Origin of the sequence: Achromobacter sp. Root83 (genome assembly GCF_001428845.1) — a bacterium.
GTDB lineage: Bacteria > Pseudomonadota > Gammaproteobacteria > Burkholderiales > Burkholderiaceae_B > Achromobacter.
In genome coordinates this window covers 508,553-530,525 of record NZ_LMIU01000012.1, presented here as the reverse complement: position 1 = coordinate 530,525, position 21,973 = coordinate 508,553, and the positions used below count along the sequence as shown (strand labels likewise).

The following is a 21,973-nucleotide window of genomic DNA, read 5'->3' as shown; positions in this document are numbered from 1 at the left end:
GCTCATTCCAGACCTCGGGGTCCGGAGCCCGAGCCCAGCGCCGCTTTGGCGGGGGGGCTTGTCCTGCCTTTGCCACTTCCATGCTAGAAATCCGCCATCTTGAAACGCTCACCGCCATCCGGGAAGGCGGCAGCCTGCAGGAAGCCGCCGAGCGCTTGCACCTGACCCAGTCGGCCCTGTCGCATCAATTGCGCGACCTCGAAACCCGTCTTGGCACTCCCTTACTGAACCGCCGCACGCGGCCGGCCCGGCTCACCACCGCCGGCCTGCGCGTGTTGGCGCTGGCCGACGAAGTCCTGCCCCGCATCCGCGCGACCGAACGGGAGCTGCAGCGCCTGGCCGCCGGCCGCACCGGCCGGCTGCACCTGGCGATCGATTGCCACTCCTGCTTTCAGTGGCTGATGCCGGCGCTCGACGCCTTCCGCGTGCAATGGCCGGACGTGGCGCTGGACCTGTCGGCGGCGTTCTCGTTCGCCCCCCTGCCCGCCCTGGTGCGCGGCGATCTCGATCTGGTCATCACGTCCGACCCCCAGCCGCTGGACGCCGTCGATTACCTGCCGTTGTTCAAGTACGAATTGGTGCTGGCCGTGTCCGAATCCAATCCGCTGGCCGGCAGCAAGTTCGTCACGCCGGACCAACTGGCCGACCAGACGCTCATCACGTATCCCGTAGACAAGCAGCGCCTGGATGTCTTCACGGCGTTCCTGGATCCCGCCGACGTGGAACCCGCAGCCATCCGCAAGGCCGAACTGACGCCCATCATCGCGCAGTTGGTAGCCAGCAACCGCGGCGTGGCGGCGCTGCCCAATTGGGCGCTGACGGAATACATGAACCAGGGCTGGCTGCGGCTCTGCCGGCTGGGCCCGCAGGGCGTGTGGCGCACGCTGTACGCCACGGTGCGCAGCGAGGACACGGACACCTCGTACATCGACGAGTTCCTGACCATCACCCGCGACGTCTGCTTCAAGACATTGTCAGGGATCAAGTCAGCGAAATAGGGCCCTTTCTTGGCGCGCCGATCGTGAGAGATATTCAAAAATAATACGATTCAATTAAACACATAAAGTTTAAAATATCGCTCCTCCAATCTTCGAGTCAGCAGCAAACATGTTCCTGTCATCGTTGCTTTCAGCGCGCCATATCCGCCGTTCGGCCATTCTTGCTTCCATCGCTTTGCTGGCGGGTTGCGGCAATATTCCGAACACGCTCCCAGTCCAGTATTCGCCCTCGTCGGTGATCAGCGCTGAAGGCGCTGTCGAAGTCGGCGATTTCACATACGACCCCAACAAAGCAGATACGGTGGATGCGCCAAAATCCCAGCGCTACGCGAATGCCGGCCTGTCGTCCTCGCAACAGATCAGCGCGCCCAACTCCACTGGCGCCTACCGCGCTCCGCAGATTGCCGCGAACCAAATCCGCAACACCGCAATCGGCAACATACTGCTCGAAAAGGACATCAAGGACTTTGTTCGAGACGCCACCTTTACCGAACTGCGCTTCATCGGCGTCAAGGTCAATGGCGACCAGCAGCGCCGTAGGTTGAACGGCGATGTCCAGGAATTCCTGGTCGACGATCTAGGATATTCGGTGGATTGGACACTGCGTATCGCCTATGTCGTGACTGACAAGGCCACGCAGAAGCCCGTGTATTCGCAGACCAAGGAAATCAAGCGGCGCACGAACAAATTCGCCAATTTCTTCACTTCGCTGAACGATTCGATACGGCTCAGCACCGAAGCCCTGGCCAAAGACCCGGATTTCCTGTCGGCCATCCAGGAGTGAGGCCCCCCCCGCAGCCTGCCCTCTTTAGAAGATTCGCCCTAGCGGATCTTCATTGACGCACAGGCGGGGGACAAGGCCGTCAGTCCTCATCGCCCTCGCCGAGTATTCGGCGGATCACATCGTGCGCGAAGCCGCGGCTGGCCAGGAAGCGGGCCTGCTTGGCATAGACCGCGCGGTCGTCCGGTTTCGCGTCGAAGCGCTTTTTCCAGACTTCCAGCGCGCGATCGTATTCGGTGGCGCGCAGCTGGTCGCGCAGTTCGGCGACCTGGTTGTCGTCCACGCCATGCTGGCGCAATTCCTGCACGATGCGTGCCGCGCCCTGGCGCGATGCGCGCCGGTGCACCAGGCTTTGCGCAAAGCGCTCGGTGGACAGCCACCCCTCTTTCTGCAGGGCATCCAGCACCGCTTCGACTTCGGCGGCGTCTTCGGCATGGGCGGCCAGCTTGCGCGCCAGTTCTTCACGCGCGTGTTCTCGGCGCGACAGATAGCCCACCGCGCGCATTTTGAGCGATGGTCCCTTGCGGGCCGGCTTGGCATCGCCCGCGGAGGCGTCACTGCCGGCGGGGTCTGTGCGGCGGCCGCGCCCCGCGCCGCGCGCTTCGGAACTGCGCTGCCATTGATCGGCGTCGACCGCGGGCGCGGCGCCTTCCTGCTCGCGGCGCGCATCCGAGGTGCGGCACAAGCCCTGAGGCTTGGCGACGGTTTCGAATTCGTCATCCAACTTGGCACGAAGGCGGTCGGCTGACGCGGGAGTCGGTTTCCAGCTCATGCGCTTCCTGCTATGCAAAACGGCAGGCCCGTCGAGGCGCCTGCCGCAATTCACCGGACCGGAGCCCGGACCAATGCAGGGTCACGGCAGGGAATGGCCCGTGACCGGTGGATGGTTTCGATTACTCGGCGGTGTCTTCCGTCGTGGGCACGAATTCGGCGGCACGGCTGACGATGCCCTGGTTCTCGCGAACGCGGTTCTCGATCTCGATGGCCATGTCCTTGTGCTCTTTCAGGTATTCACGGACGTTGTCCTTGCCCTGACCGATGCGGTTTCCGTTGTAGCTGTACCACGCGCCAGACTTGTCCACGACGTTGGCTGCCACGCCCAGATCGATGATTTCGCCTTCGCGCGAGATGCCGGCCCCGTACATGATGTCGAACTCGGCCTGCTTGAACGGCGGCGCGACCTTGTTTTTCACGACCTTGACGCGGGTTTCGTTGCCGACCACCTCGTCGCCCTTCTTGATGGAGCCGATGCGGCGGATATCCAGGCGCACGGACGCGTAGAACTTCAGCGCATTGCCGCCGGTGGTGGTCTCGGGGTTGCCGAACATGACGCCGATCTTCATGCGGATCTGGTTGATGAAGATGACCATGCAGTTGGTGCGCTTGATCGTGGCGGTCAGCTTGCGCAGCGCCTGGCTCATCAGGCGGGCTTGCAGGCCGGGCAGCGAATCGCCCATTTCGCCTTCGATTTCAGCCTTGGGCACCAATGCCGCCACCGAGTCGATGACGATCAGGTCGACAGAGCCCGAACGCACCAGCGCATCGGTGATTTCCAGCGCCTGCTCGCCCGTGTCCGGCTGCGAGATCAGCAGATCGGTCAGGTTCACGCCCAGCTTGTTGGCGTACTGCACGTCCAGCGCATGTTCCGCGTCGACGAACGCGCAGGTGCCGCCGATTTTCTGCATTTCGGCGATGACCTGCAGCGTCAGCGTGGTCTTGCCCGACGATTCCGGGCCGTAGATTTCAACCACGCGGCCACGCGGCAAGCCGCCGACGCCCAGCGCGATGTCCAGACCCAGCGATCCCGTGGAAACCACCTGGATGTCGTGCGAGACCTCGTTGTCGCCGTAGCGCATGATCGAGCCCTTGCCGAACTGCTTTTCGATCTGCGAAAGCGCGGCGGCAAGCGCCTTGGCTTTTTCCGATGCGGCGGCCTTGGTGGTTTTGTCGTCCATGTGGAGTCCTGTCTGTAACGTATCTGGGTGTCGAAGGGATTGCGGGTCTGACGCGGGGGTCCGACTTCTAGTCTGACATTCTGGTCTGGCGCTTTGGTCTAACGTTCTGGTCTGGCTTTCTCGCCTGACTGGCGCCTTGAGCTACGGATCAGATTATGGCATCGGATTGTACTGTACATAAAACCAGTGTGCCAGTCTTTTGCACGTATACCCTGAGTGGGCAAGCCCGGCGCCCTATGACAGAATCGAAGGAGTTCCCGGTATTTTCCCCCTTTTCCGCCGCCGGGCTCCGCCTGCAAGGCGGAAAGCGCCCCGCAGGTGGCGGCAAAGCGCGCGGCGCGGGGTTCCTTCCTTGCAGCAGCCCATGCGTATTCTGATCGCCGAAGACGACAGCATCCTGGCCGATGGCCTGTCCCGTTCGCTGCGCCATAACGGCTACGCCGTGGATGCCGTACGAGACGGCCTGGCGGCCGATTCCGCTTTGGCCGCCCAGGCATTCGACCTTCTCATCCTCGATCTCGGCCTGCCGCAACTGGCCGGTCTGGAAGTGCTGCGCCGCCTGCGCGCCCGCAACTCCGCCCTGCCCGTACTCATCCTGACGGCCGCCGACAGCATCGAGCAGCGCGTCAAAGGCCTGGACCTGGGTGCGGACGACTATATGGCCAAGCCCTTCGCGCTGTCCGAACTCGAGGCTCGCGTACGCGCGCTGACCCGGCGCGGCGCCGGCGGCGGCGCCACGATGCTCAAGCACGGACGGCTGCTGTTTGACCAGACGGGCCGCGTGGCGATCGTGGACGACCAGACGCTGGACCTGTCCGCGCGCGAAGTCAGCCTCCTCGAAATTCTCCTGACCCGCAGCGGACGCATGGTCAGCAAGACCCAGCTTGTGGACCACCTTTGCGAATGGGGCGAAGAAGTCAGCACCAACGCCATCGAGGTCTACGTGCATCGGCTGCGCAAGAAACTCGAACCCAGCGGCGTCAAGATCGTCACCGTGCGGGGTCTGGGCTACTGCCTTGAACGGGACCAGGGTGCGGCGTACCTCGCAAGCTGAGCCCGCGCCTCCAGAGCAGCTCAACCAGGAAGCGCTGGATGTCATGCAAGCCGGGTCCAAGGGCCCGAGCTTCGCGCCGCCCCAGCGTTCCCTGTTGGGCGAGATCCTGGATTGGATGCTGGCGCCGCTGTTCCTCTTGTGGCCGATGAGCGTCGCCATTACCTATGTGGTCGCGCAGAACATCGCCAATGTCCCTTACGACCGGGCACTCGCCAACAATCTCCATGTGCTGACGCGGCACGTCCACGCCCAGGACGGCCGCGCCGTGCTGAAGATGACCGACGCCGCGCGCGACGTGCTGCGCGCCGATGAAACCGACAGCGTGTTCTGGCTGGCCCTGGGCAGCCGCGGCGAATACCTGGGCGGCGACCGGGCCCTGCCCCTGCCCGCCACGGTGGGCCAGCCCCGGCCGGGCGAAGTGCAATACGAGGACGACACGCTGCGCGGCTTCGGCATCCGGCTGGCGTATACCTGGGTCGACCTGCATCTTCCGGATACGCAGCCCCCGCTGCTGATCGTGGCCGAGACCGTGGAAAAGCGCACGCAACTGGCCAACGACATCATCAAGGGCGTGATCATTCCGCAGTTCGTGGTGCTGCCGATCGCCGTGCTGCTGGTGTGGTTCGGCCTGTCGCGCGGCGTGGCGCCCCTGAATGCGCTGCAGCAGCGGCTGCGGGCGCGCCGGCCCGACGACCTCTCTCCCATCGACGAACGCGCCGCCCCTTCCGAGATCGCGCCGCTGGTAGCGGCCATGAACGACCTGCTGGACCGCTTGTCGGCCAACGTCCAGGCGCAGCGGCGCTTCGTGGCCGATGCGGCGCATCAGCTCAAGACGCCGCTGGCCGGCCTGCGTACCCAGGCGGAACTGGCGCTGCGCGATGCCAGCCCCGAGGAAATGCAGTCCAGCCTGCGCCAGCTGGTGACCGGCTCCGAGCGCGCGACCCGCCTCGTCAACCAATTGCTGTTGCTGGCCCGCGCCGAGAATCCCAGCGCCATCGGCCTGACCCGCACCGACCTCAACACCATCGCCTACGAGCAAACCATGCATTGGGTTCCGCTGGCGCTGTCGCTGCGCACGGACCTGGGCTTCGAGGGGTCCGACGATCCCGTCGAGATCAACGGAAACCCCTTGCTGCTGGCGGAATTGCTCAACAACCTGGTGGACAACGCGCTGCGGTACACGCCGCAGGGCGGCCACATCACCGTCCGGGTCCTGAGCTTCGCCGGACAGGGCGCGCTGGAGGTCGAGGACTCCGGCCCGGGCATCCCCCAGGACGAACGCGAACGCGTATTCGACCGCTTCTACCGGGTGCTGGGCACGACCTCGGACGGCAGCGGCCTGGGCCTGGCCATCGTGCGCGAGATCGCACAAAAGCACCAGGCCAGCGTCGTGATCGACGACCATCCCACCCGGCATTCCGATCTGCCCGGCACGCGCATCCGCGTGACTTTCCCCCTCTACTCCCCCATGACGGACCCCGCCGAAAGCTAAGGACTATCCCTAGCCTCCCACGGAACGCTTACTATTTGTTTCAAATTTAAGATTCGAGTAAGGGTCCCGTCAGAACCTCGTCAGCCTCGGCCCCCAATGTGACGTTTAGCTCGATGTCGGTGTCGCCGGCGGAGGGTCAAGCACGGCGGAAAACCGCCGGCCATAAAACGAGGAGACATCATGAGCACAACTACCATGGCAGGCCGCGGTCCATCCGCGGATCCGCGTCCGATGACCAAGGAGGAGCGCAAGGTCATCTTCGCGTCGTCGCTCGGCACCGTGTTCGAGTGGTACGACTTTTATCTGTACGGCTCGCTCGCAGCCATCATCGCCCAACACTTCTTTTCCGGCGTGAACCCGACCGCGGGCTTCATCTTCGCGCTGCTGGCCTTCGCCGCCGGCTTCGCGGTGCGGCCGTTCGGTGCCCTGGTGTTCGGCCGCCTGGGCGACCTGGTCGGACGTAAGTACACCTTCCTGGTCACGATCGTGATCATGGGCCTGTCGACGTTCCTCGTGGGCATCCTGCCCAGCTACGCCAGCATCGGCCTGGCCGCCCCGGCCATCCTGATCATCCTGCGCCTGCTGCAAGGCCTGGCACTGGGCGGAGAGTACGGCGGCGCGGCGACTTACGTCGCCGAGCATGCCCCGCACGGACGCCGCGGCTTCTACACGTCCTGGATTCAAACCACCGCGACCCTGGGCCTGTTCCTGTCGCTGCTGGTCATCCTGGGCATCCGCACGTTCATGGGCGAAGACGACTTCAAGGCCTGGGGCTGGCGCATTCCGTTCCTGATCTCGGTGGTGCTGCTGGGCATCTCGGTGTGGATCCGGCTGCAACTGAACGAATCCCCCACCTTCAAGCGCATGAAGGAAGAAGGCAAGGGTTCCAAGGCGCCGATCGCTGAATCGTTCGGTCAATGGAAGAACCTGAAGGTCGTGATCCTGGCGCTGCTGGGCCTGACCGCCGGCCAGGCCGTGGTCTGGTACACGGGCCAGTTCTATGCCCTGTTCTTCCTGACGCAGACGCTGAAGGTTGACGCCAATACCGCCAACATCATGATCGCCGTGGCGCTGCTGCTCGGCACGCCCTTCTTCGTGATCTTCGGCTCCCTGTCGGACAGGATAGGCCGCAAGCCCATCATCATGGCGGGCTGCCTGATCGCCGCCGCGACGTACTTCCCGATCTTCCAGGGCCTTACGCACTTCGCCAACCCGGCACTGGAAAAGGCGCAAGCAACCGCTCCGGTCACCGTGATCGCCGACCCCAGCACCTGCTCGTTCCAGTTCAACCCGGTGGGCACGTCTTCCTTCACCAGCTCTTGCGACGTGGTCAAGTCGTTCATGGCCCGCAACTCGGTGAACTACCGCAACGAAGCCGCGCCGGCCGGTTCAGTGGCCCGCGTCAAGATCGGCAACGACGAGTTCGTGTCGTTTGACGGCAAGACGATGGCCCCGGCTGACTTCAAGGCCAAGGCAGCCGAGCTCGACAAGGCGCTGACCTCCGCCATCCGCAGCCATGGCTATCCGGCCAAGGCGGATCCGGCCCAGACCAACAACGTCATGGTCGTGGTGCTGCTGACGATCCTGGTCCTCTACGTGACCATGGTGTATGGCCCGATCGCCGCCATGCTGGTGGAAATGTTCCCGACGCGCATCCGCTACACGTCGATGAGCCTTCCCTACCACATCGGGAACGGCTGGTTCGGCGGCTTCCTGCCACCGGTCGCATTCGCGGTGGTGGCGGCTACCGGCAACATCTACGACGGCTTGTGGTACCCGATCATCATCGCGGTCATGACCCTGGTCATCGGCACACTGTTCGTGCGCGAATCCAAGGACAACGACATCAACGCCTGATAGACCATCCCCCGCCGGGTGGGACTGCTGCGCCTGCCCGGCCTTTCAAAAGCTCCTTGCGGAGCTTTTTTTTTGTGCATGCGGCGCAGAAGCGCACACTTTCAGGACCATGTCAGACCCCCGCCATTAGACTGGGCGCTCAGATTACGGCCTTGCGCCAGATCGGCCGACGATTGATCCCCCTGTCTGCCGGTTGCAGGGCCAGTGTTCTGACACCAATACCGCGTTCCCCGCGAGCCTTTTATGACGCGGTATTGTGTGCTCCCGTACCGGCCCGACTCTTCATTGAGCCGGGCCGCTTTTTTTTACGGGCCGCAAATGCATGGCAGCCGCAACGCGGCCGCCATCATCACACCACACCGCCGGCCTCTGGGGCCGGCCGCGATCAACGGCGCATGCCCACGCCAATCGCCACCACGCCCGCGACAATCGCCGCAATGCCTGCCCAGGTCGGGATCGGCACGGACTTCTCGGTTTCGGCGGTGGCCTTGACCGACCCGATCTGCAACACCGTTTCTTCGGACTTGTAGCTAAAGCCCTTGTAGGCCAGGGCGGCAACGCCCAGAACGATCAGGATGGCGCCAATGATCTTCATGTTTTCTCTCCAATTCCACACGGGGTGCGCCGGACATTACCGGATAGCCCCGCCGTTGTCAGTGACAGAACGTGTCGCCTGTCGCGGGTGTGCCGAAGCGCTTCGGCAAAGTCGCGGCGTCGTATAGAATCTACCCTTTTGGCCGACGCTCATGTGGTTCAAGAATCTCAAGATTTATCGTCTCTCCTCGCCCTGGACCTTGGTCGGCGAGCAGCTTGAAGAAACGCTGGCGCGGCACGCCTACCAAGCCGGCAACACCCAGGAAATGCAAAGCCTGGGGTGGGTACCGCCGCGCGAAAACGGCGGGCTCGCCCATGTGGTCAACGGCCAGATACTCCTCAGCCTGCGCGCCGAGAAGAAGCTTTTGCCCGGCACCGTCGTGAATCAGGTCGCCAAGGCGCGCGCGCAAGAGATCGAAGAGCAGCAAGGCTACAAGCCGGGCCGCAAGCAGATGAAGGAAATCAAGGAGCGCGTCACGGACGAGCTTCTGCCGCGCGCCTTCAGCGTATATCGCGACACGCGGGTGTGGATCGATCCGCAGAACCACTGGCTGGTCATCGACGCGGCGGCCTCGGCCAAGGCGGACGAAGTCATAGGCCTGCTCGCCAAGTGCGTGGACCCCTTCCCTCTGGAAAACCTGTACGTGGCCCAATCGCCCGCGTCGGCGATGACTGGATGGCTGGCTGAAGACGAAGCGCCTTCCAACTTCAGCATCGACCAGGACACCGAGCTGCGTTCGTCCGGCGAAAGCGGCGCGGCCATCCGCTATGTGAAGCACTCCATCGATGCCGATGACGTGCGCCGCCATATCCAGTCGGGCAAGCAATGCACGCGTCTGGCCATGACCTGGGCCGACCGCGTGTCCTTCGTGCTGACCGAAGGCCTGGACGTCAAGCGCGTGGCGCCGCTGGATGTGCTGAAGGAAGGCAACGAAGGCATGGCGGCGAACGACGACGAGAAGTTCGATTCCGACATGATGCTGATGACCGGCGAATTGGCCAAGATGATGGCCGAGCTGGTCGAGGCCCTGGGCGGCGAAAAGAAGATCTGAACTTTCCTTGCGCCCGGCCGTGCATGGCCCGGCCAGGAAAATCAGGCCGCCCCTCGGGGGCGGCCTTTTTCATGCTGCGACGCTGCGGTCGCGACCGGCCTGCTTGGCCAGGTACAGCGCCTTGTCGGCGCGGTCGATCAGATAGGCATAGTCCGGATGCCCGTCGAAGGTCGCCACGCCGATGCTGGCCGTGACGTGCAGCGAACCCGCTTCGGCGATGGAGAACCGGTGCCGTCGAATCTCGGCGCCCAGCTTCTCGGCCGTGGCCAGCGCGGCCTCTTGCCCGGTATCCACCAGCACCACCAGGAATTCCTCGCCCCCGTAGCGGAAGACAAAATCGCTGGAGCGGCACGCCTGGTGCACGACCTCGGCGAACTGGCGCAGCACCTGGTCGCCCCCGGCGTGGCCATGCGCATCATTGATGGCCTTGAAGTAGTCGATATCCAGCAGCAGCACGGAAAAGTCCGAGTGCTGACGCCGGGAAATCGAGATTTCCCGGCCGATCACCGAGGGCAGGAATCGCCGGTTCAGCACATTGGTCAGCGGATCGCTGCCGCTTTCGATTTCGGCCACCATATCGAACAGGCCATTGAGCAGATGCTTGATGCGGGCCACCAGTTCCTGCAGTTCGCGGACCTGATCAGGCAGCGAATGCTGTCCATCCGCATCGCCCTGCATCATCCGGGGCAACACCGCTTCGTCCAGGCGCGCAACGGCCTCGGTGATCTGGCGCAGGGCAGGCGCGCTTTCAAACAGCACCCCGCCCTTGTGCTGCAGCCACAACCCGAACTCGGAAGCGGCAAGGCGCGGCAGCGCCTGCTCGGGCGCCCGGTAATGCAGGCCGATCAGCACGGCCTGGCTCCACTCCAGCAACGCGGCGCGCTGGCGTTCGCGCTCGGTGGAGATGTTCTGCCCCAGGGCGAACAGCCGGTAAGCCTCGTCGTTGCGGGCGCCCCGATTGGTATCCCGCATGAACGCGCGGCTCATCTGCTCGATCGCCAGATCGAACAGGTTGCAGACGTATTGCGTCGCCACCGATGCGGCCGTGCCGTCGAGGTCGCTCGCGCGCAGCCGCAGGGCGATCTCGTTCTTCAAGATGCGGGCGCCGGCCATCACCAGATGGATCGGAATATGGACGCGGGCATGCACTTCGCCCACTTTCTTCTGGGTGGCCAGCAAGGCGGCGATGTCGCCCTGATCGCGCACGCAGAACAGCCCCTTGAGCCACCGCGTCATGCCGCTGTGCAGGCGAGTGGAAACGATTTCGTGGGAAAGCCGCGGACCGGCCTCGGCGTCGGCGAGCAAGGTGGAGTAGAACGCGTCGACAAACTGCGCGGCGCTGTCGGCCACCACCGCAGCGACCTGACCGCGCGTGTAGGCGTCGACCGAATGATAGACAGCCTCCCAGGCCTGCGCATTGGACGCGCTCAGGTAACACGCTTGGCCGTTTGCGGCATCGGCGCCGGCTGAGGAAGATGGAACACCGGTACTGCTCGAAGACATAGGATCATCCGCCCAAGACTGTGTGACGTGCCTTGCTGCGACACGTCAAAAATGCCAGCGCGGATTATGCTTGAATTCCCCCGGGCAAGGCCGTCGGCGCGGGCCGGGCCGGGGATACCTCGTTATTCCAGGCCGTGAAAGACGGAGTCGTCGGGCCCGACATGCGACGGATGCTGCCACGTCACGTCCCGCAGCGAATGCTGCACCAGCCCCTCGACGCCGAGCAGTACCGCGAATATGGCCATGCGGATGGGAATGCCGTTGTCAGTCTGGCGGAAGATGGCCAGACGCGGATCGTGGTTCAGGTCCACGCTCAGGTCGTTCGCGCCGGGGCGGCTGTCTCGCGGCAGCGGATGCATCACGATCGTCTCGGGGCTGCAATAGGCATCGATGATGGCGCGGCTGATCTGGAAGTCCGGCGTGTAGCCTTCGTTTTCTTCATTGGCGAAGCGCTCTTTCTGCACGCGCGTCGCGTAGATCACGTCGGCGCCGGCCAGGCCTTCGGCCAGCGACGATTTCTGTTCGATGATGTTGCCGTTGCGGCTGGCCTGCTCGACGATGTAGGTCGGCATTTCCAGGCCCTTGGGCGATACCAGCGAAAACTTCACGTTCTTGTACAGCGCCATCAGCTTGATCAGCGAATGCACGGTGCGGCCGTACTTCAGGTCGCCCACCATGGCGATGTGCGCGCCGTCCAGCAATTTGCCCAGGCGCGAGAACTCGGTCAGGATCGTATACAGGTCCAGCAAGGCCTGGCTGGGGTGTTCGCCAGGACCATCGCCGCCATTCACCACCGGGATGTTCGTCGCGCGCGCGAATTCCGCGACCGAGCCCTGGTCCGGGTGGCGGATCACCATGGCATCCACATAGCCGCTCATGACGCGGCTGGTGTCGTAGATGGACTCGCCCTTGGCCATTGAAGAAAACGTGAACCCGGTCGTGTCGCATACCGAGCCGCCCAGCCGGCAGAACGCCGAACCGAAGCTCACGCGCGTGCGGGTGCTCGCTTCGAAGAACAGATTGCCCAGCACTGCGCCTTCCAGCACGCGCGACACTTTCTGGCGGCGTGCGATGGGCTGCATCATGTCGGCCACGCGGAACAGGTCTTCGACGGATTCGCGCGTGAACTGGTCCACTGACAAGAGCTGGTGTTTGCCTTCCACGGCGATCCGGGCACGCAAAGGCCCATCTTGTACGCTTTGCGTATATTTTTCGAGCAAAACCCCGTTCTGCACGATTTCGCTGACGAAGCGCTGCACCACTTCCGGCATCGCGCGGAACTCCTGAGACCCTTCCGGCAACAACCACGTATCCAGCGCCCGGCGCTTGACGCCTATGCGCGTGGCGAACACATCGCGGGTGAGATTCAGGCGACGCATGGCGTCACGCAGGAAGGCTTGCTGGGAGATGGTCATGACGGGCCCCAAGAAAGAGGATTTATATACGCAGCGCGCATATTATTCCCAACGACACCTCAAGTCCAACGCTTTTGCGCACAAGGGTTTACCCTTAAATTTAGCGTTTTGCGTAGGCCGCCGTCTGCGGCATATCCGACGCCGCCTGCCCCGCCGCCAGCCAGCACGCGGCGCAGAAAGCCAGCGCGCTGAACACATAGCAAAGCGCCGCCATCATCTGCGCGGGCCAGTGGCCGCGGGTCAGGTGGCCGTTGTAGCCTTGGCGCAACAAGCTGACCTGCGCCAGATAGGCGAACAGCAGGCCCAGACACGTCGCCAGCAAGCCCGCCAGAAACAGGATCAAAGGCAATTGCAGGTCCGGCGCGGCGACATCGCCGCCCACCACTCCCAATGAGAATCCCACCAGGATCAGCGCCGCGGCGCCATTGAGCCAGCCCAGGAACCGGAACGCCCCCGCAAACAGCGAGAACGACAGGCCTGCGGCGCGTATCTGCTGGGCGCGGGGATCCATCGATTAACCGCCGCTGCCGGTGCGGCACTCGGGCGTAGCGCTCTGGACCGACTTGCGCAGCGCCGCGATCTCCGCCTCGTCCCAGCGCCCTTCGCCCAGGACGGTCACGGTGACCTTGGACTTCGCGGGGCCATCGGCCTCGGCGGAAATCAGCTCCAGCACGGTGGCGGGCTCGCCCACCTTGAAGACCTGGATTTCATCGGGGGCGCCCTTCTCGCCGATCGTGTGGCGCCATGCGTAGGACACGCCATAGGGATGCTGCACCTGGACATGACATGCACGCACGTACTCGCCGGCGCGGCGGAACGCGGCCTGGTAGTTGGTGTCGACGCTGAAGGTGTCCTTCTTCACCGACTCCACCTCATACACTCCCTTGCTCGCGCAACCGGCCAACAAGGCCGCCAACGTTACACCCACCATCCAGACTGACTTGCGCATGATTCTTCCCGCGATTGGTATTCGGACTTCCGCGATTATGCCAGCGGCCACAAAAAGGCCACGCCGGAAATGCCGGAACATTTCTCGCGTGGCCTCGAACCGTCAGAGCGGCAGCCGGTCTGGATGGCCTACTTCTTTTCCGCAGCGCCCTCGATCTTTTCCCCGCCGCGCTGGATGTCCTTTCCAGCCCCTGCAACGGTGTTGCAACCCGCCGAAAGCGCGGCAATCGAAAGCATCATGACGAGAAAGACTCTGTTCTTCATAAACATCTCCTGTCTGGGCGTGGAAACCGAAGCCAGGATACCGCAAAGCCCCCGCTTTGCGCAGGGCCGTACAAGCCCGGAGGGCCCGGCGGGTCGCCGGGCGCGTCGTCACCCGTATGTAACCGCGCCCGCACCGCATCCCGCTTTTGCGCCGGCCTTCCAGTGGGTTCTCTTGTAACGGCGGCCGCGAAAAACCGTCACCACCCTTACGCGACGGTGACATTTCCGGGCCTCCAACGCCTGTCGCGTATTTGGCGGCAATGGATTAGGATGCGCAAATGACGAAGAAACAAGCATCGCAGAACACCGGCGCCGGCCCGCAAGGCTGGGGCTGGGAACAACCGCAATGTCGCGGACAGGCCGCTTTGGCGCTGTTCATCGACGATCTACATCGAATTTTGCAAGCCCACGCCGCCGGCAAGCTGGCCGACAGCAGTACGCTTGCGGACGCGCAGGAACACGTGAATGAGCTGCTGGCCAGGTACAACGAAATTGGCGCCGCGCCGGATATTTTCCTTGGGCAATCGGTCGAACTCAAAGAGGGTATCGACCGCAACGGTGTATCGCATACGGTACCAATTTTTTCGCCACGCCTGAAACAATCGCTGGTATCGATGCTGGGCCAAGGCCCCGGCTGACACGCCCGCCAACCGACCGCCGGCGATAGACCAGAACAGCCCTCACAGGAGACCACATGATGAACACCGACAATGTCGTAGAGTTTCTCCGCTTGCTGTCGCTGGACGTCTCGCTGGGCACTGCCGCCCAGCACGCCGCGAGCCAGGCGGATGCGCCTCTGGCCCTGGCCCGTTTGGCCACGGCACACGGCTTGCCTTGTAGCGCCTCGGACTGGTCATTCTTTGCCCGGAGCTGCCTGGATTCCTCGGATTCGCTCGACGGAGACGCCGGCGCCGCAAGCGCAACGATCTGGCAGCTCGTGCAGGATCCGGCCCATGGCACCGCCATCCCGGCCAGCGCGATCACCCGGGTCATCGGCATCATTACGCAGCCGGAGGGCGGCCCGCCCGTCGTCGGCCACGTCGTCGGCGATCTGGCGCCGCGAGCCCCGCTGAGCATGTCGCCCTATCCTGCCGGCTCCTGATCGCGGGCAGGCAGCCCGCCCGCCTCAGGAACCGCCTTCCAAAAACGCCGCAACCGCCTTGGCGGCAACCGCACCGCTGGCCATGCACGCCGTCAACAGGTAGCCGCCAGTCGGCGCCTCCCAATCCAGCATCTCGCCCACGCAGAACACGCCGGGCGCGGCGCTGAGCATCAGCCCCGCCGTCAGTCCCTCGAATGCCACCCCGCCCGCGGTGCTGATCGCCTCATCGATCGGACGCGTACGCGTCAGCGTCAGGGGTAGCGCCTTGATCCGCAGCGCCAGGCGGGCCGGGTCGCGGAAATCTTCCGCGGTGGCGCATTCGCGCAGCAGACCCGCCCTGACGCCGGTCAGCCCCAGCCGGCTCTGCAGGTGGCTGGACATCGAGCGCGCGCCGCGCGGGTGCGTCACCGCTGCCGTGACCTTTTCTTGCGGCCAGTCCGGTGCCAGGTCCAGCATGGCGACAGCTCGGCCCTGAGCGTCAAGCTGGTCCCGCAGCGGCGCTGACAGCGCATAGACCAGACTGCCCTCGATGCCCGTTTCCGAAATGACGAACTCGCCTTGCCTGGCCATGCCGCCGGCGGCCATGGATACCGGCTTGACCGGCTGGCCCGCGTAGCGCTCGCGGAAATGATCAGACCATGAAACGTCGAAACCGCAATTGGCGGGGCGCAGCGGGGCTACCTCGATGCCATGCCCCCGCAAGCCCGCTGCCCAGGCGCCGTCCGATCCCAGCTTGGCCCAACTCCCGCCGCCCAGGGCAAGCACGACGGCATCGGCCGCGCAGGTTGTCTCGCCATCCGGTGTATCGAAGCGCAGCGCACCCGCGCAAGGCTTGCCACCCTGCGGCCATCCGAGCCAGCGGTGCCGCATATGGAAGCGCACGCCGCCGGCCCGCAACCTGGCCAGCCAGGCCCGCAGCAGCGGGGCCGCTTTCATTTCCTGGGGAAATACGCGGCCGGAGGATCCCACGAACGTATCGATGCCCAACCGATGCGCCCAGGCGCGCAAGCCCGCGGCGTCAAGGACCTCCAGCCAGGGCGCCACGCACGCGGCGCGCGCCCCGTAACGAGCCAGAAACGGGCCAGATGGCTCGCTGTGCGTCAGATTCAATCCGCCACGGCCCGCCATCAGGAATTTTCGTCCCACCGAGGGCATGGCGTCGAACACGTCGACCTGCACTCCCCTGGCGCTCAATCCTTCCGCGGCCATCAGGCCTGCCGGTCCGCCTCCGATGACAGCGACGCGCCTGGCGGGCGGGCTCATGGCGCCGCCCCCTTCATGGCAACATGACGGATGGGCAAGACAGAATGCATGTGAGACGGACGAAGAAGGAAACGAAAGGGGCCGCCGCCGGCCACGGGGAAGAGATTGTCGCACGGGGCGGCCGCCGCGATGCCGGGCGCGGGCGGCCCGCCCGCCAAGCCGGTCCGCGAGCGGTGGCGGCAGGCCCGCGCATCCGCAAAAAAGGCCTGGCGCCGGCCATTTCTTGACCTCGGGCGCCAAGCCCTTGTTATTACGGCAGAAATCGCAAATACGCAGAAGCTATCCCAAGGCTTGTCCACAATCCCTGTGGGTAACTCTTGCCTCAGGCGTTGCCCGCCGCTTGCATGGGCCCGGACCACGGCTCGGCGTCAAGCTGAAAACGAAGCTCCTGGTATTCGCCGTCCACCGAGACGGAACGCAGCAGCCCGGCGTCCAGGGCCTGGCCCAGCGCCCGGCGGCACAGGGTTTCGGGATCATCCGGAAGCGACTGGAACACGCCGTCCGGTATCCGCAAGCGCAACAACGCCTGGGGATCGCCGAGTTCGGCGGGACGGCCAATGTGGATATGGGCGGGATATCCGTGGGGGCACCAGATCCCCACGTGGTACTTGCCTTCAGAGCCAGTGTCGGCGACATAGCCGGGATGATCGTATTTCGCTGTTCCCATGGACCCTCCTCTGTGCGGCAACCTAGCGCGCGTGACCCATGGTAGCGCAGGGGCGCACCCCTGTGCGCACAGCGGCATCCGGGAAACTCCGGACTGGAACAATGGTTTGACCCAGGGCAAGGGACAGACGAAAAAAAGCCGCGACAATGTCGCGGCTTTTTTAGCAGAGGTCTCGGGGCTACACGCATTCAGCGCGCTGCCGAAAGAACCGGGTACTGCTTGAAACTGGTTGCGGGGGCAGGATTTGAACCTACGACCTTCGGGTTATGAGCCCGACGAGCTGCCAGACTGCTCCACCCCGCGTCTGATGTGTGAATCATACCTCATTTTGAAATCTTGTGCAGCGCACCCAGGCTGTTATTTCTGTTTTTCACCCAAATTCTTTGAAACAGACGTCCCGCCCGGCGGAAAATGCGGCCCCAGGGACTCGTGGAATCCAGGCAGATCACCTGGGCGCCAAGGATCGCCGTCAGACGCACGGCGCCGCCGTAGGCCAACCCATGGACCTCGCCCGCATTGACCCTCACGGATAGGGCGCGATGCAGGCCCTCCGGGGCTTCGGCGCCATTTGCAGTCTCTTCGACCCGCACGCTGCCTTCCGTGCAAATGACGGCGGCGCCGGCGCGCAGGACAAGCCACCGGGTGGAGCCGGGCGCGATTTCCAGGCGGCGCGCCGGGGCAAGGTCGTCGTAGTGCGGGGTCATGGTCATCTCCAATCGGACACCGACAGGCTACTTCCGGGCTGCTCTGCGCAACAGCCACACAATTCGGCTTTCTGTACCGATGCAGACGCTCGATTTTGCCGCTGTTATGGTGTATTTTTCTGGAATCTGTGCCTTCCCTCATTCCAACCCCGAGGAGCAAGATCGGCGCATGGATCCACAACCGCTATACCTACGCCTGGCCAATCACTACCGGCGCGCCATCCAGACCGGCGTGCTCGCTCCCGCCCAGCGCATGCCGTCCGTTCGTACCCTGGTGCGGACCCATCACGTCAGCCTGTCCACCGCGTTGCAGGCCTGCCGCCAACTGGAAGACGACGGACTGATCGAAGCGCGGCCCCGCTCCGGGTATTTCGTCCTGAAACCCAGGCGCAACAGCATCCCCCCTGTCAGCGAACCCGATATCCGGCAGACCCTGGGCGCGGCGCAGTATGTGGGCATCCATGACCGGGTGTCGGACTTCATCGCGAAATGCGAAGCCCATCCGGTCAGCGCCAACTTTGCGCTGGCGGCGGCCGTGCCCGAAGCGTATCCGATGGAAGAGCTCAGACAGGCCATGACGCGGGCACTGCGCCAGTCGCCACAGGTGCTGGTCAGCCCGGTGCCGCCGCAAGGGCATCCGGATCTTCGCGCGGTGCTGGCCCGCCGCGCGCTGGCCAACGGCATCAACGCCACGCCCGACGACGTCATCGTCACGCACGGCTGCATCGAGGCCCTGAACCTGGCGTTGCGCGCCGTCGCCCGGCCCGGGGACACCATCGCGGTGGAGTCGCCTGCCTATTTCGGCTTGCTGCAGATCCTGGAAAGCCTGGGCATGCGGGCGCTGGAAATCCCTACGAGCCCGCAGCACGGCTTGTCGATAGAGGCGCTGGACCTGGCCTTCCAGACGCACGGCGATATCCGCGCCGTGGTCGTCGTGCCCAATTTCCACAACCCCCTGGGCTGCGTCATGCCCGATGCGCACAAGGCACGGCTCGTCGCCCTGTGCGAACGCCAGCAAGTGCCGCTGATCGAGGACGACACCTACGGTGCCCTCACCGACGACGACACGCCTTTGCCCGCGGCCAAGTCCTGGGACGCGACCGGCAACGTCATCTATTGCTCGTCGATGCACAAGACGCTGGCGCCGGGCATGCGGCTGGGGTGGCTGCTGGGCGGGCGCTGGAAAGCGCGGATCGCCATGCTGAAGTTTGCGCAAAGCCGCCCCAATGAGCCGCTGGCGCAGATCGCGGTGGCGGAGTTCATGGAGTCGCGCGCCTACGACCGCCATCTGACGCGGTTACGCCGGCAATTGAAGGCGCAACGCGACCAGACCGCGGAGGCCATCGCCGCGCACTTTCCGCGGGGCACACGTCTGAGCGTGCCGCAAGGCGGCATGCTGCTGTGGGTGGAGATGCCCGATGGCCGCTCGGGAATGGACGTCTTCGAGAGCGCGCTGCGCCAAGGCATAAGGGTCGCGCCGGGCGCCATGTTCTCGAACGGTACCCGGTTCAACCATTTTCTGCGCATCAGTTGCGGACAGCGCACCACGCCGGATATTTCGCGGGCGCTGCTGACGCTGGCGCGCATTGTGGACGAACGGACAGGATGAATCTGGAACTGCATCAATTCATCATCGACTACGGACTGTGGGCCGTGCTCGGCGGCACCTTCCTGGAAGGCGAAAGCGTCGTGGTGCTAGCCGGCTTCCTGGCGCACCAGCGGCTGCTGCACCTGCCGTCCGTGATGCTCTGCGCCTTCGCCGGGTCGTTCCTGGCCGACCAGTTGCTGTTCCACCTGGGCAGGCGTTATCGCGAGCACAGATATGTCCGGCGCATCCGCGAGAAGCCCGCCTTCGAAAAGGCCCTGTCCGCCATCGACCGCTATCCGCATGGATTCATCCTGTCCTTGCGGTTCCTGTATGGCCTGCGCACGGTGGGTCCGGTGGCGCTTGGCGTATCCCAGGTGCCGCCGCTGCGGTTCCTGGTGCTCAACGCCATCGCCGCGGCCATCTGGGCGGCCTGCTTCAGCCTGCTGGGTTATGCCTTCGGGCAAACGATCGAATCGCTGCTGGGACGCCTGCACGGCGTGGAAACCAAGCTGGCGATAGCAGCCGCCATCGGCGTGGCCATCTGGCTGGCGTATCGCGTGTTCGGCCGGCGCCGGAAATAGGCGCCTGGCCGCTCAGAACACCAGCTTGCCGCTAGCCCGCAGCACGTGGCGGCGCCGCGCGCTGCGATACAGGCCGCCGATGAAAGGCAGCAGCGCCAGCCGGCGCAGAATGGGGTGGCGCTGGTCGAAGTCGTGCCAGGCCTTGAAGCCATGCCCCATGCGCTCCCAGCTCTGGCGCGCCTCGGGGGAGAGTTTGCCAGGGTCGAACGCCGCCAGCTTTGCCGCTTCCGAAACGCGAGCCGCCATCGCCGCGCTCCGGCCATCCATTGAATACTGATTCCGCATGGGGCCGCATATTACCCGGCTTGACCAAGCCGTGCCGGCCCGCGCATGAAGGCCGGGCCGATGCAATCGGCGCCACCTTTGAGCGCTACTGGCAAGCCCTTGTAATTAAAGGAGTTTGCGCATCTATGCCCGCGCTATCCCAAGGCTTGTCCACAGAAGTTGTGGGTAACTTGGGTCCGCGCTGACTACTTCAGCGCGCCCACGATCATGTCGCGCACGCTTTCGAACCCTGCCACGTACTGAGGATTCTCGGAGCGGGCCAGCAGGCTGGAATAGTTCTGCTCCAGTTGGGCCTCGATGGCTTCGCGCAAGCCCGGCGAGCCTTTCACCAGATGCAGCATCGACAAGAGCGTGGAGTTCAGCGCGTCGATACGGCCGCCCTGATGCGAGATGGTGTGCACGATAACGGCGATTTGTTCCTGAGTGTCCATGATGAAAGCCTCCTGGCAATGAAAGTCGGCGCAAATCCTAGCATGGCGCCCAAGCTCGGGCCGCGCCGGCATGGGCCGCCCCGGCATGGGCCGCCCCGGCATGGGCCGCCCCCGGCATGGGCCGCCCCCGGTAAGGGCCGTCCCGTTGATCTGCCCGCCGCTAGGCAAGCGCCATATGGCGCGCTAGCATGAAGCGTAGCCGCAAGGGCACCGCGGCGCACGTCACCGGTCCCGCTCCAGGGCGTCCGGTGCAATCGGAGCGCGTTCATGAAGACGATCCAGAACTATGCCCCCCCGAACGCCCAGGCCATGCGGCGGTTGCAGGACAAGCTGGGCTACAGCGACGCCCGGATGGCCGAGCTGGCTGGACTGGACGCATCCACCCCGTGGTCGAGTTATGTGGGCGGCCCCGAGCCCCGCTCGCTGGGACGGCAGCGGCTGTTCTGCATGATGGCCCGCCTGACCCTGGATGAAGGCGAGTGGCAGCGGGTGCTGGCCGCCATGCGCGAAGTCGGCGCGCACTTCGACTGCAAGGATCCGCAGGCCGCCGACGCGCCGCCCGCGCCGGAACCGGTGGCCGACGAGGAGCGCAAGTTCGGCATGCTGCTGGTCAGCCGCAACGGTTCCTTCCATGAAATGGAGCAGTTGCGCGAATTCGCGCATTTCGCGCATGAGGCCGACGTCAGCCGGTTCGTGCACAGCGCCTTCTATGACAGCGACATAGACCTGTGCCGCTTCAGCTTCGCCGACCACGACGGCCTGGACGATGCCAGCCGCGACCGCATTTTCGATGCCGCGCACAAGACCATCACGCGCTTCGAGTTCGACGGCCGCATCTACCATGGCGGCGTTCCGCCGGAGTCCGACGGTTAGTGGCGCCACATTGACGCGGGCGGGCCAAGGCCTGTACCGTCGGCACTCCTGTCTTCCGGCTCAACGCCATTGCCCACCGCATGAACGAACGACTCGACACCATCGACCGGCAATTGCTCAGCCTGCTGCAAGCCAATGCGCGCGAGCCGGCGGCCATTCTGGCGCGCAAGCTGGGCCTGGCCCGCACCACCGTGGTGGCCCGCATCGCCCGCCTGGAGCGCGAGAACATCGTGGCAGGCTATGGCGTACGCCTGGGGCGCTTGCTGGAAGAAGCGGCGGTGCGCGCCTACTGCTTCATCAGCGTGCTGCCGAAGACGCCGGCCGCGGTGATCCGCGAACTCGAAAGAATGCCCGAGGTCGAGGAAGTCTCGTCGGTCAGCGGGCCGTATGACTACCTCATATTTCTGCGCTGCGAGACCCACGAACAACTCGACGGCCTGTTGGACCGCATCGGCCTGATCGACGGCGTCAAGCAGACTCAGACCTCTATCGTGCTGAGCCGCAAGGTGGACCGCCGGAGCGCCGTCGGCACGCCCTGACAGCGCCTCCCCGTCCGGCCCGCCTTT

25 protein-coding genes and 1 tRNA gene are annotated in these 21,973 nt (G+C 64.6%); 12 read left to right on the top strand and 14 right to left on the bottom strand.

The window, feature by feature from the left end:
* Positions 1 to 80 precede the first annotated feature (80 nt).
* Both ASE30_RS14820 and ASE30_RS14815 read left to right on the top strand, forming a co-directional pair.
* A complete protein-coding gene (locus ASE30_RS14820; RefSeq protein WP_057285045.1) occupies positions 81 to 998 on the top strand; it encodes a LysR family transcriptional regulator in 918 nt (305 codons plus the stop codon).
* A 109-nt stretch (positions 999 to 1,107) separates the two neighbouring features.
* Positions 1,108 to 1,782: a hypothetical protein gene (locus tag ASE30_RS14815; protein WP_057285044.1), complete on the top strand. Its 675-nt coding sequence runs from the start codon at positions 1,108 to 1,110 to the stop codon at positions 1,780 to 1,782.
* A 79-nt stretch (positions 1,783 to 1,861) separates the two neighbouring features.
* Here the strand turns inward: ASE30_RS14815 and recX are convergent, their stop codons facing one another.
* Positions 1,862 to 2,551 (bottom strand): recombination regulator RecX, encoded by a 690-nt coding sequence (recX, locus tag ASE30_RS14810; protein WP_057285043.1) that lies wholly within the window; start codon positions 2,549 to 2,551, stop codon positions 1,862 to 1,864.
* A gap of 121 nt (positions 2,552 to 2,672) precedes the next feature.
* Complete coding sequence (gene recA / locus ASE30_RS14805; protein WP_057285042.1) at positions 2,673 to 3,734, bottom strand: recombinase RecA; 1,062 nt, start codon at positions 3,732 to 3,734, stop codon at positions 2,673 to 2,675.
* 364 nt (positions 3,735 to 4,098) lie between these two features.
* Here recA and ASE30_RS14800 point away from each other — a divergent pair, with 364 nt between their 5' ends.
* The 3 genes from ASE30_RS14800 to ASE30_RS14790 all read left to right on the top strand — a co-directional run bounded on the left by ASE30_RS14800 (position 4,099) and on the right by ASE30_RS14790 (position 8,137).
* Positions 4,099 to 4,788 carry a response regulator transcription factor gene (locus ASE30_RS14800; RefSeq protein WP_006218337.1) on the top strand — a complete coding sequence of 230 codons (690 nt, stop codon included), beginning with the start codon at positions 4,099 to 4,101 and terminating at the stop codon, positions 4,786 to 4,788.
* Positions 4,789 to 4,903: 115 nt separating this feature from the next.
* Positions 4,904 to 6,280 (top strand): sensor histidine kinase, encoded by a 1,377-nt coding sequence (locus ASE30_RS14795; protein ID WP_156407665.1) that lies wholly within the window; start codon positions 4,904 to 4,906, stop codon positions 6,278 to 6,280.
* Between the two features lie 195 nt (positions 6,281 to 6,475).
* Positions 6,476 to 8,137: an MFS transporter gene (locus ASE30_RS14790; protein ID WP_057285040.1), complete on the top strand. Its 1,662-nt coding sequence runs from the start codon at positions 6,476 to 6,478 to the stop codon at positions 8,135 to 8,137.
* A gap of 385 nt (positions 8,138 to 8,522) precedes the next feature.
* Here ASE30_RS14790 and ASE30_RS14785 read toward each other — a convergent pair whose 3' ends face one another.
* Positions 8,523 to 8,732 carry a hypothetical protein gene (locus ASE30_RS14785; protein ID WP_008164281.1) on the bottom strand — a complete coding sequence of 70 codons (210 nt, stop codon included), beginning with the start codon at positions 8,730 to 8,732 and terminating at the stop codon, positions 8,523 to 8,525.
* 151 nt (positions 8,733 to 8,883) lie between these two features.
* Here ASE30_RS14785 and ASE30_RS14780 point away from each other — a divergent pair, with 151 nt between their 5' ends.
* Positions 8,884 to 9,783, top strand: a complete 900-nt coding sequence (locus tag ASE30_RS14780; RefSeq protein ID WP_057285039.1) for a recombination-associated protein RdgC — start codon at positions 8,884 to 8,886, stop codon at positions 9,781 to 9,783.
* A 69-nt stretch (positions 9,784 to 9,852) separates the two neighbouring features.
* On the opposite strand, the gene ASE30_RS14775 is transcribed toward ASE30_RS14780, so the two are convergent.
* The 5 genes from ASE30_RS14775 to ASE30_RS14755 all read right to left on the bottom strand — a co-directional run bounded on the left by ASE30_RS14775 (position 9,853) and on the right by ASE30_RS14755 (position 13,913).
* Positions 9,853 to 11,286 (bottom strand): diguanylate cyclase, encoded by a 1,434-nt coding sequence (locus ASE30_RS14775; RefSeq protein ID WP_057285038.1) that lies wholly within the window; start codon positions 11,284 to 11,286, stop codon positions 9,853 to 9,855.
* A 122-nt stretch (positions 11,287 to 11,408) separates the two neighbouring features.
* Positions 11,409 to 12,701 carry an aspartate carbamoyltransferase gene (locus tag ASE30_RS14770; protein WP_057285037.1) on the bottom strand — a complete coding sequence of 431 codons (1,293 nt, stop codon included), beginning with the start codon at positions 12,699 to 12,701 and terminating at the stop codon, positions 11,409 to 11,411.
* Positions 12,702 to 12,801: 100 nt separating this feature from the next.
* The gene (locus ASE30_RS14765) at positions 12,802 to 13,212 is read right to left on the bottom strand and encodes a hypothetical protein (protein WP_057285036.1); all 411 of its coding nucleotides are present in this window, start codon (positions 13,210 to 13,212) and stop codon (positions 12,802 to 12,804) included.
* Positions 13,213 to 13,215: 3 nt separating this feature from the next.
* The gene (locus ASE30_RS14760) at positions 13,216 to 13,650 is read right to left on the bottom strand and encodes a BPTD_2524 family lipoprotein (protein ID WP_057285035.1); all 435 of its coding nucleotides are present in this window, start codon (positions 13,648 to 13,650) and stop codon (positions 13,216 to 13,218) included.
* A 128-nt stretch (positions 13,651 to 13,778) separates the two neighbouring features.
* Positions 13,779 to 13,913 carry an entericidin A/B family lipoprotein gene (locus tag ASE30_RS14755; protein ID WP_057285034.1) on the bottom strand — a complete coding sequence of 45 codons (135 nt, stop codon included), beginning with the start codon at positions 13,911 to 13,913 and terminating at the stop codon, positions 13,779 to 13,781.
* Between the two features lie 278 nt (positions 13,914 to 14,191).
* On the opposite strand from ASE30_RS14755, the gene ASE30_RS14750 reads away from it, so the two are divergent.
* Both ASE30_RS14750 and ASE30_RS14745 read left to right on the top strand, forming a co-directional pair.
* The gene (locus tag ASE30_RS14750; RefSeq protein WP_057285033.1) at positions 14,192 to 14,551 is read left to right on the top strand and encodes a hypothetical protein; all 360 of its coding nucleotides are present in this window, start codon (positions 14,192 to 14,194) and stop codon (positions 14,549 to 14,551) included.
* A gap of 59 nt (positions 14,552 to 14,610) precedes the next feature.
* Entirely contained in the window at positions 14,611 to 15,015 is a 405-nt protein-coding gene (locus tag ASE30_RS14745; protein ID WP_057285206.1) for a hypothetical protein, read from the top strand.
* Between the two features lie 24 nt (positions 15,016 to 15,039).
* On the opposite strand, the gene ASE30_RS14740 is transcribed toward ASE30_RS14745, so the two are convergent.
* The 4 genes from ASE30_RS14740 to ASE30_RS14725 all read right to left on the bottom strand — a co-directional run bounded on the left by ASE30_RS14740 (position 15,040) and on the right by ASE30_RS14725 (position 17,649).
* The gene (locus ASE30_RS14740) at positions 15,040 to 16,278 is read right to left on the bottom strand and encodes a TIGR03862 family flavoprotein (protein WP_082601583.1); all 1,239 of its coding nucleotides are present in this window, start codon (positions 16,276 to 16,278) and stop codon (positions 15,040 to 15,042) included.
* Positions 16,279 to 16,600: 322 nt separating this feature from the next.
* A complete protein-coding gene (locus tag ASE30_RS14735; protein WP_057285031.1) occupies positions 16,601 to 16,945 on the bottom strand; it encodes a hypothetical protein in 345 nt (114 codons plus the stop codon).
* Between the two features lie 226 nt (positions 16,946 to 17,171).
* Positions 17,172 to 17,248, bottom strand: a tRNA-Met gene (locus ASE30_RS14730).
* Between the two features lie 20 nt (positions 17,249 to 17,268).
* Positions 17,269 to 17,649, bottom strand: coding sequence for a hypothetical protein (locus ASE30_RS14725; protein WP_057285030.1), 381 nt, complete (start codon positions 17,647 to 17,649; stop codon positions 17,269 to 17,271).
* A gap of 169 nt (positions 17,650 to 17,818) precedes the next feature.
* Here ASE30_RS14725 and ASE30_RS14720 point away from each other — a divergent pair, with 169 nt between their 5' ends.
* Positions 17,819 to 19,258: a PLP-dependent aminotransferase family protein gene (locus ASE30_RS14720; RefSeq protein WP_057285029.1), complete on the top strand. Its 1,440-nt coding sequence runs from the start codon at positions 17,819 to 17,821 to the stop codon at positions 19,256 to 19,258.
* Positions 19,255 to 19,818: a DedA family protein gene (locus ASE30_RS14715; RefSeq protein WP_057285028.1), complete on the top strand. Its 564-nt coding sequence runs from the start codon at positions 19,255 to 19,257 to the stop codon at positions 19,816 to 19,818. The genes ASE30_RS14720 and ASE30_RS14715 overlap by 4 nt, the downstream gene beginning before the upstream one ends.
* A 12-nt stretch (positions 19,819 to 19,830) precedes the next feature.
* On the opposite strand, the gene ASE30_RS14710 is transcribed toward ASE30_RS14715, so the two are convergent.
* On the bottom strand, positions 19,831 to 20,064 hold the full coding sequence (locus ASE30_RS14710; RefSeq protein WP_057285027.1) for a hypothetical protein: 234 nt from the start codon (positions 20,062 to 20,064) through the stop codon (positions 19,831 to 19,833).
* A 224-nt stretch (positions 20,065 to 20,288) separates the two neighbouring features.
* Positions 20,289 to 20,534, bottom strand: coding sequence for a hypothetical protein (locus tag ASE30_RS14705; protein WP_057285026.1), 246 nt, complete (start codon positions 20,532 to 20,534; stop codon positions 20,289 to 20,291).
* A gap of 267 nt (positions 20,535 to 20,801) precedes the next feature.
* On the opposite strand from ASE30_RS14705, the gene ASE30_RS14700 reads away from it, so the two are divergent.
* On the top strand, positions 20,802 to 21,407 hold the full coding sequence (locus ASE30_RS14700; RefSeq protein ID WP_057285025.1) for a hypothetical protein: 606 nt from the start codon (positions 20,802 to 20,804) through the stop codon (positions 21,405 to 21,407).
* 80 nt (positions 21,408 to 21,487) lie between these two features.
* A complete protein-coding gene (locus tag ASE30_RS14695) occupies positions 21,488 to 21,946 on the top strand; it encodes an Lrp/AsnC family transcriptional regulator (RefSeq protein ID WP_057285024.1) in 459 nt (152 codons plus the stop codon).
* The last annotated feature ends 27 nt before the right edge of the window (positions 21,947 to 21,973 follow it).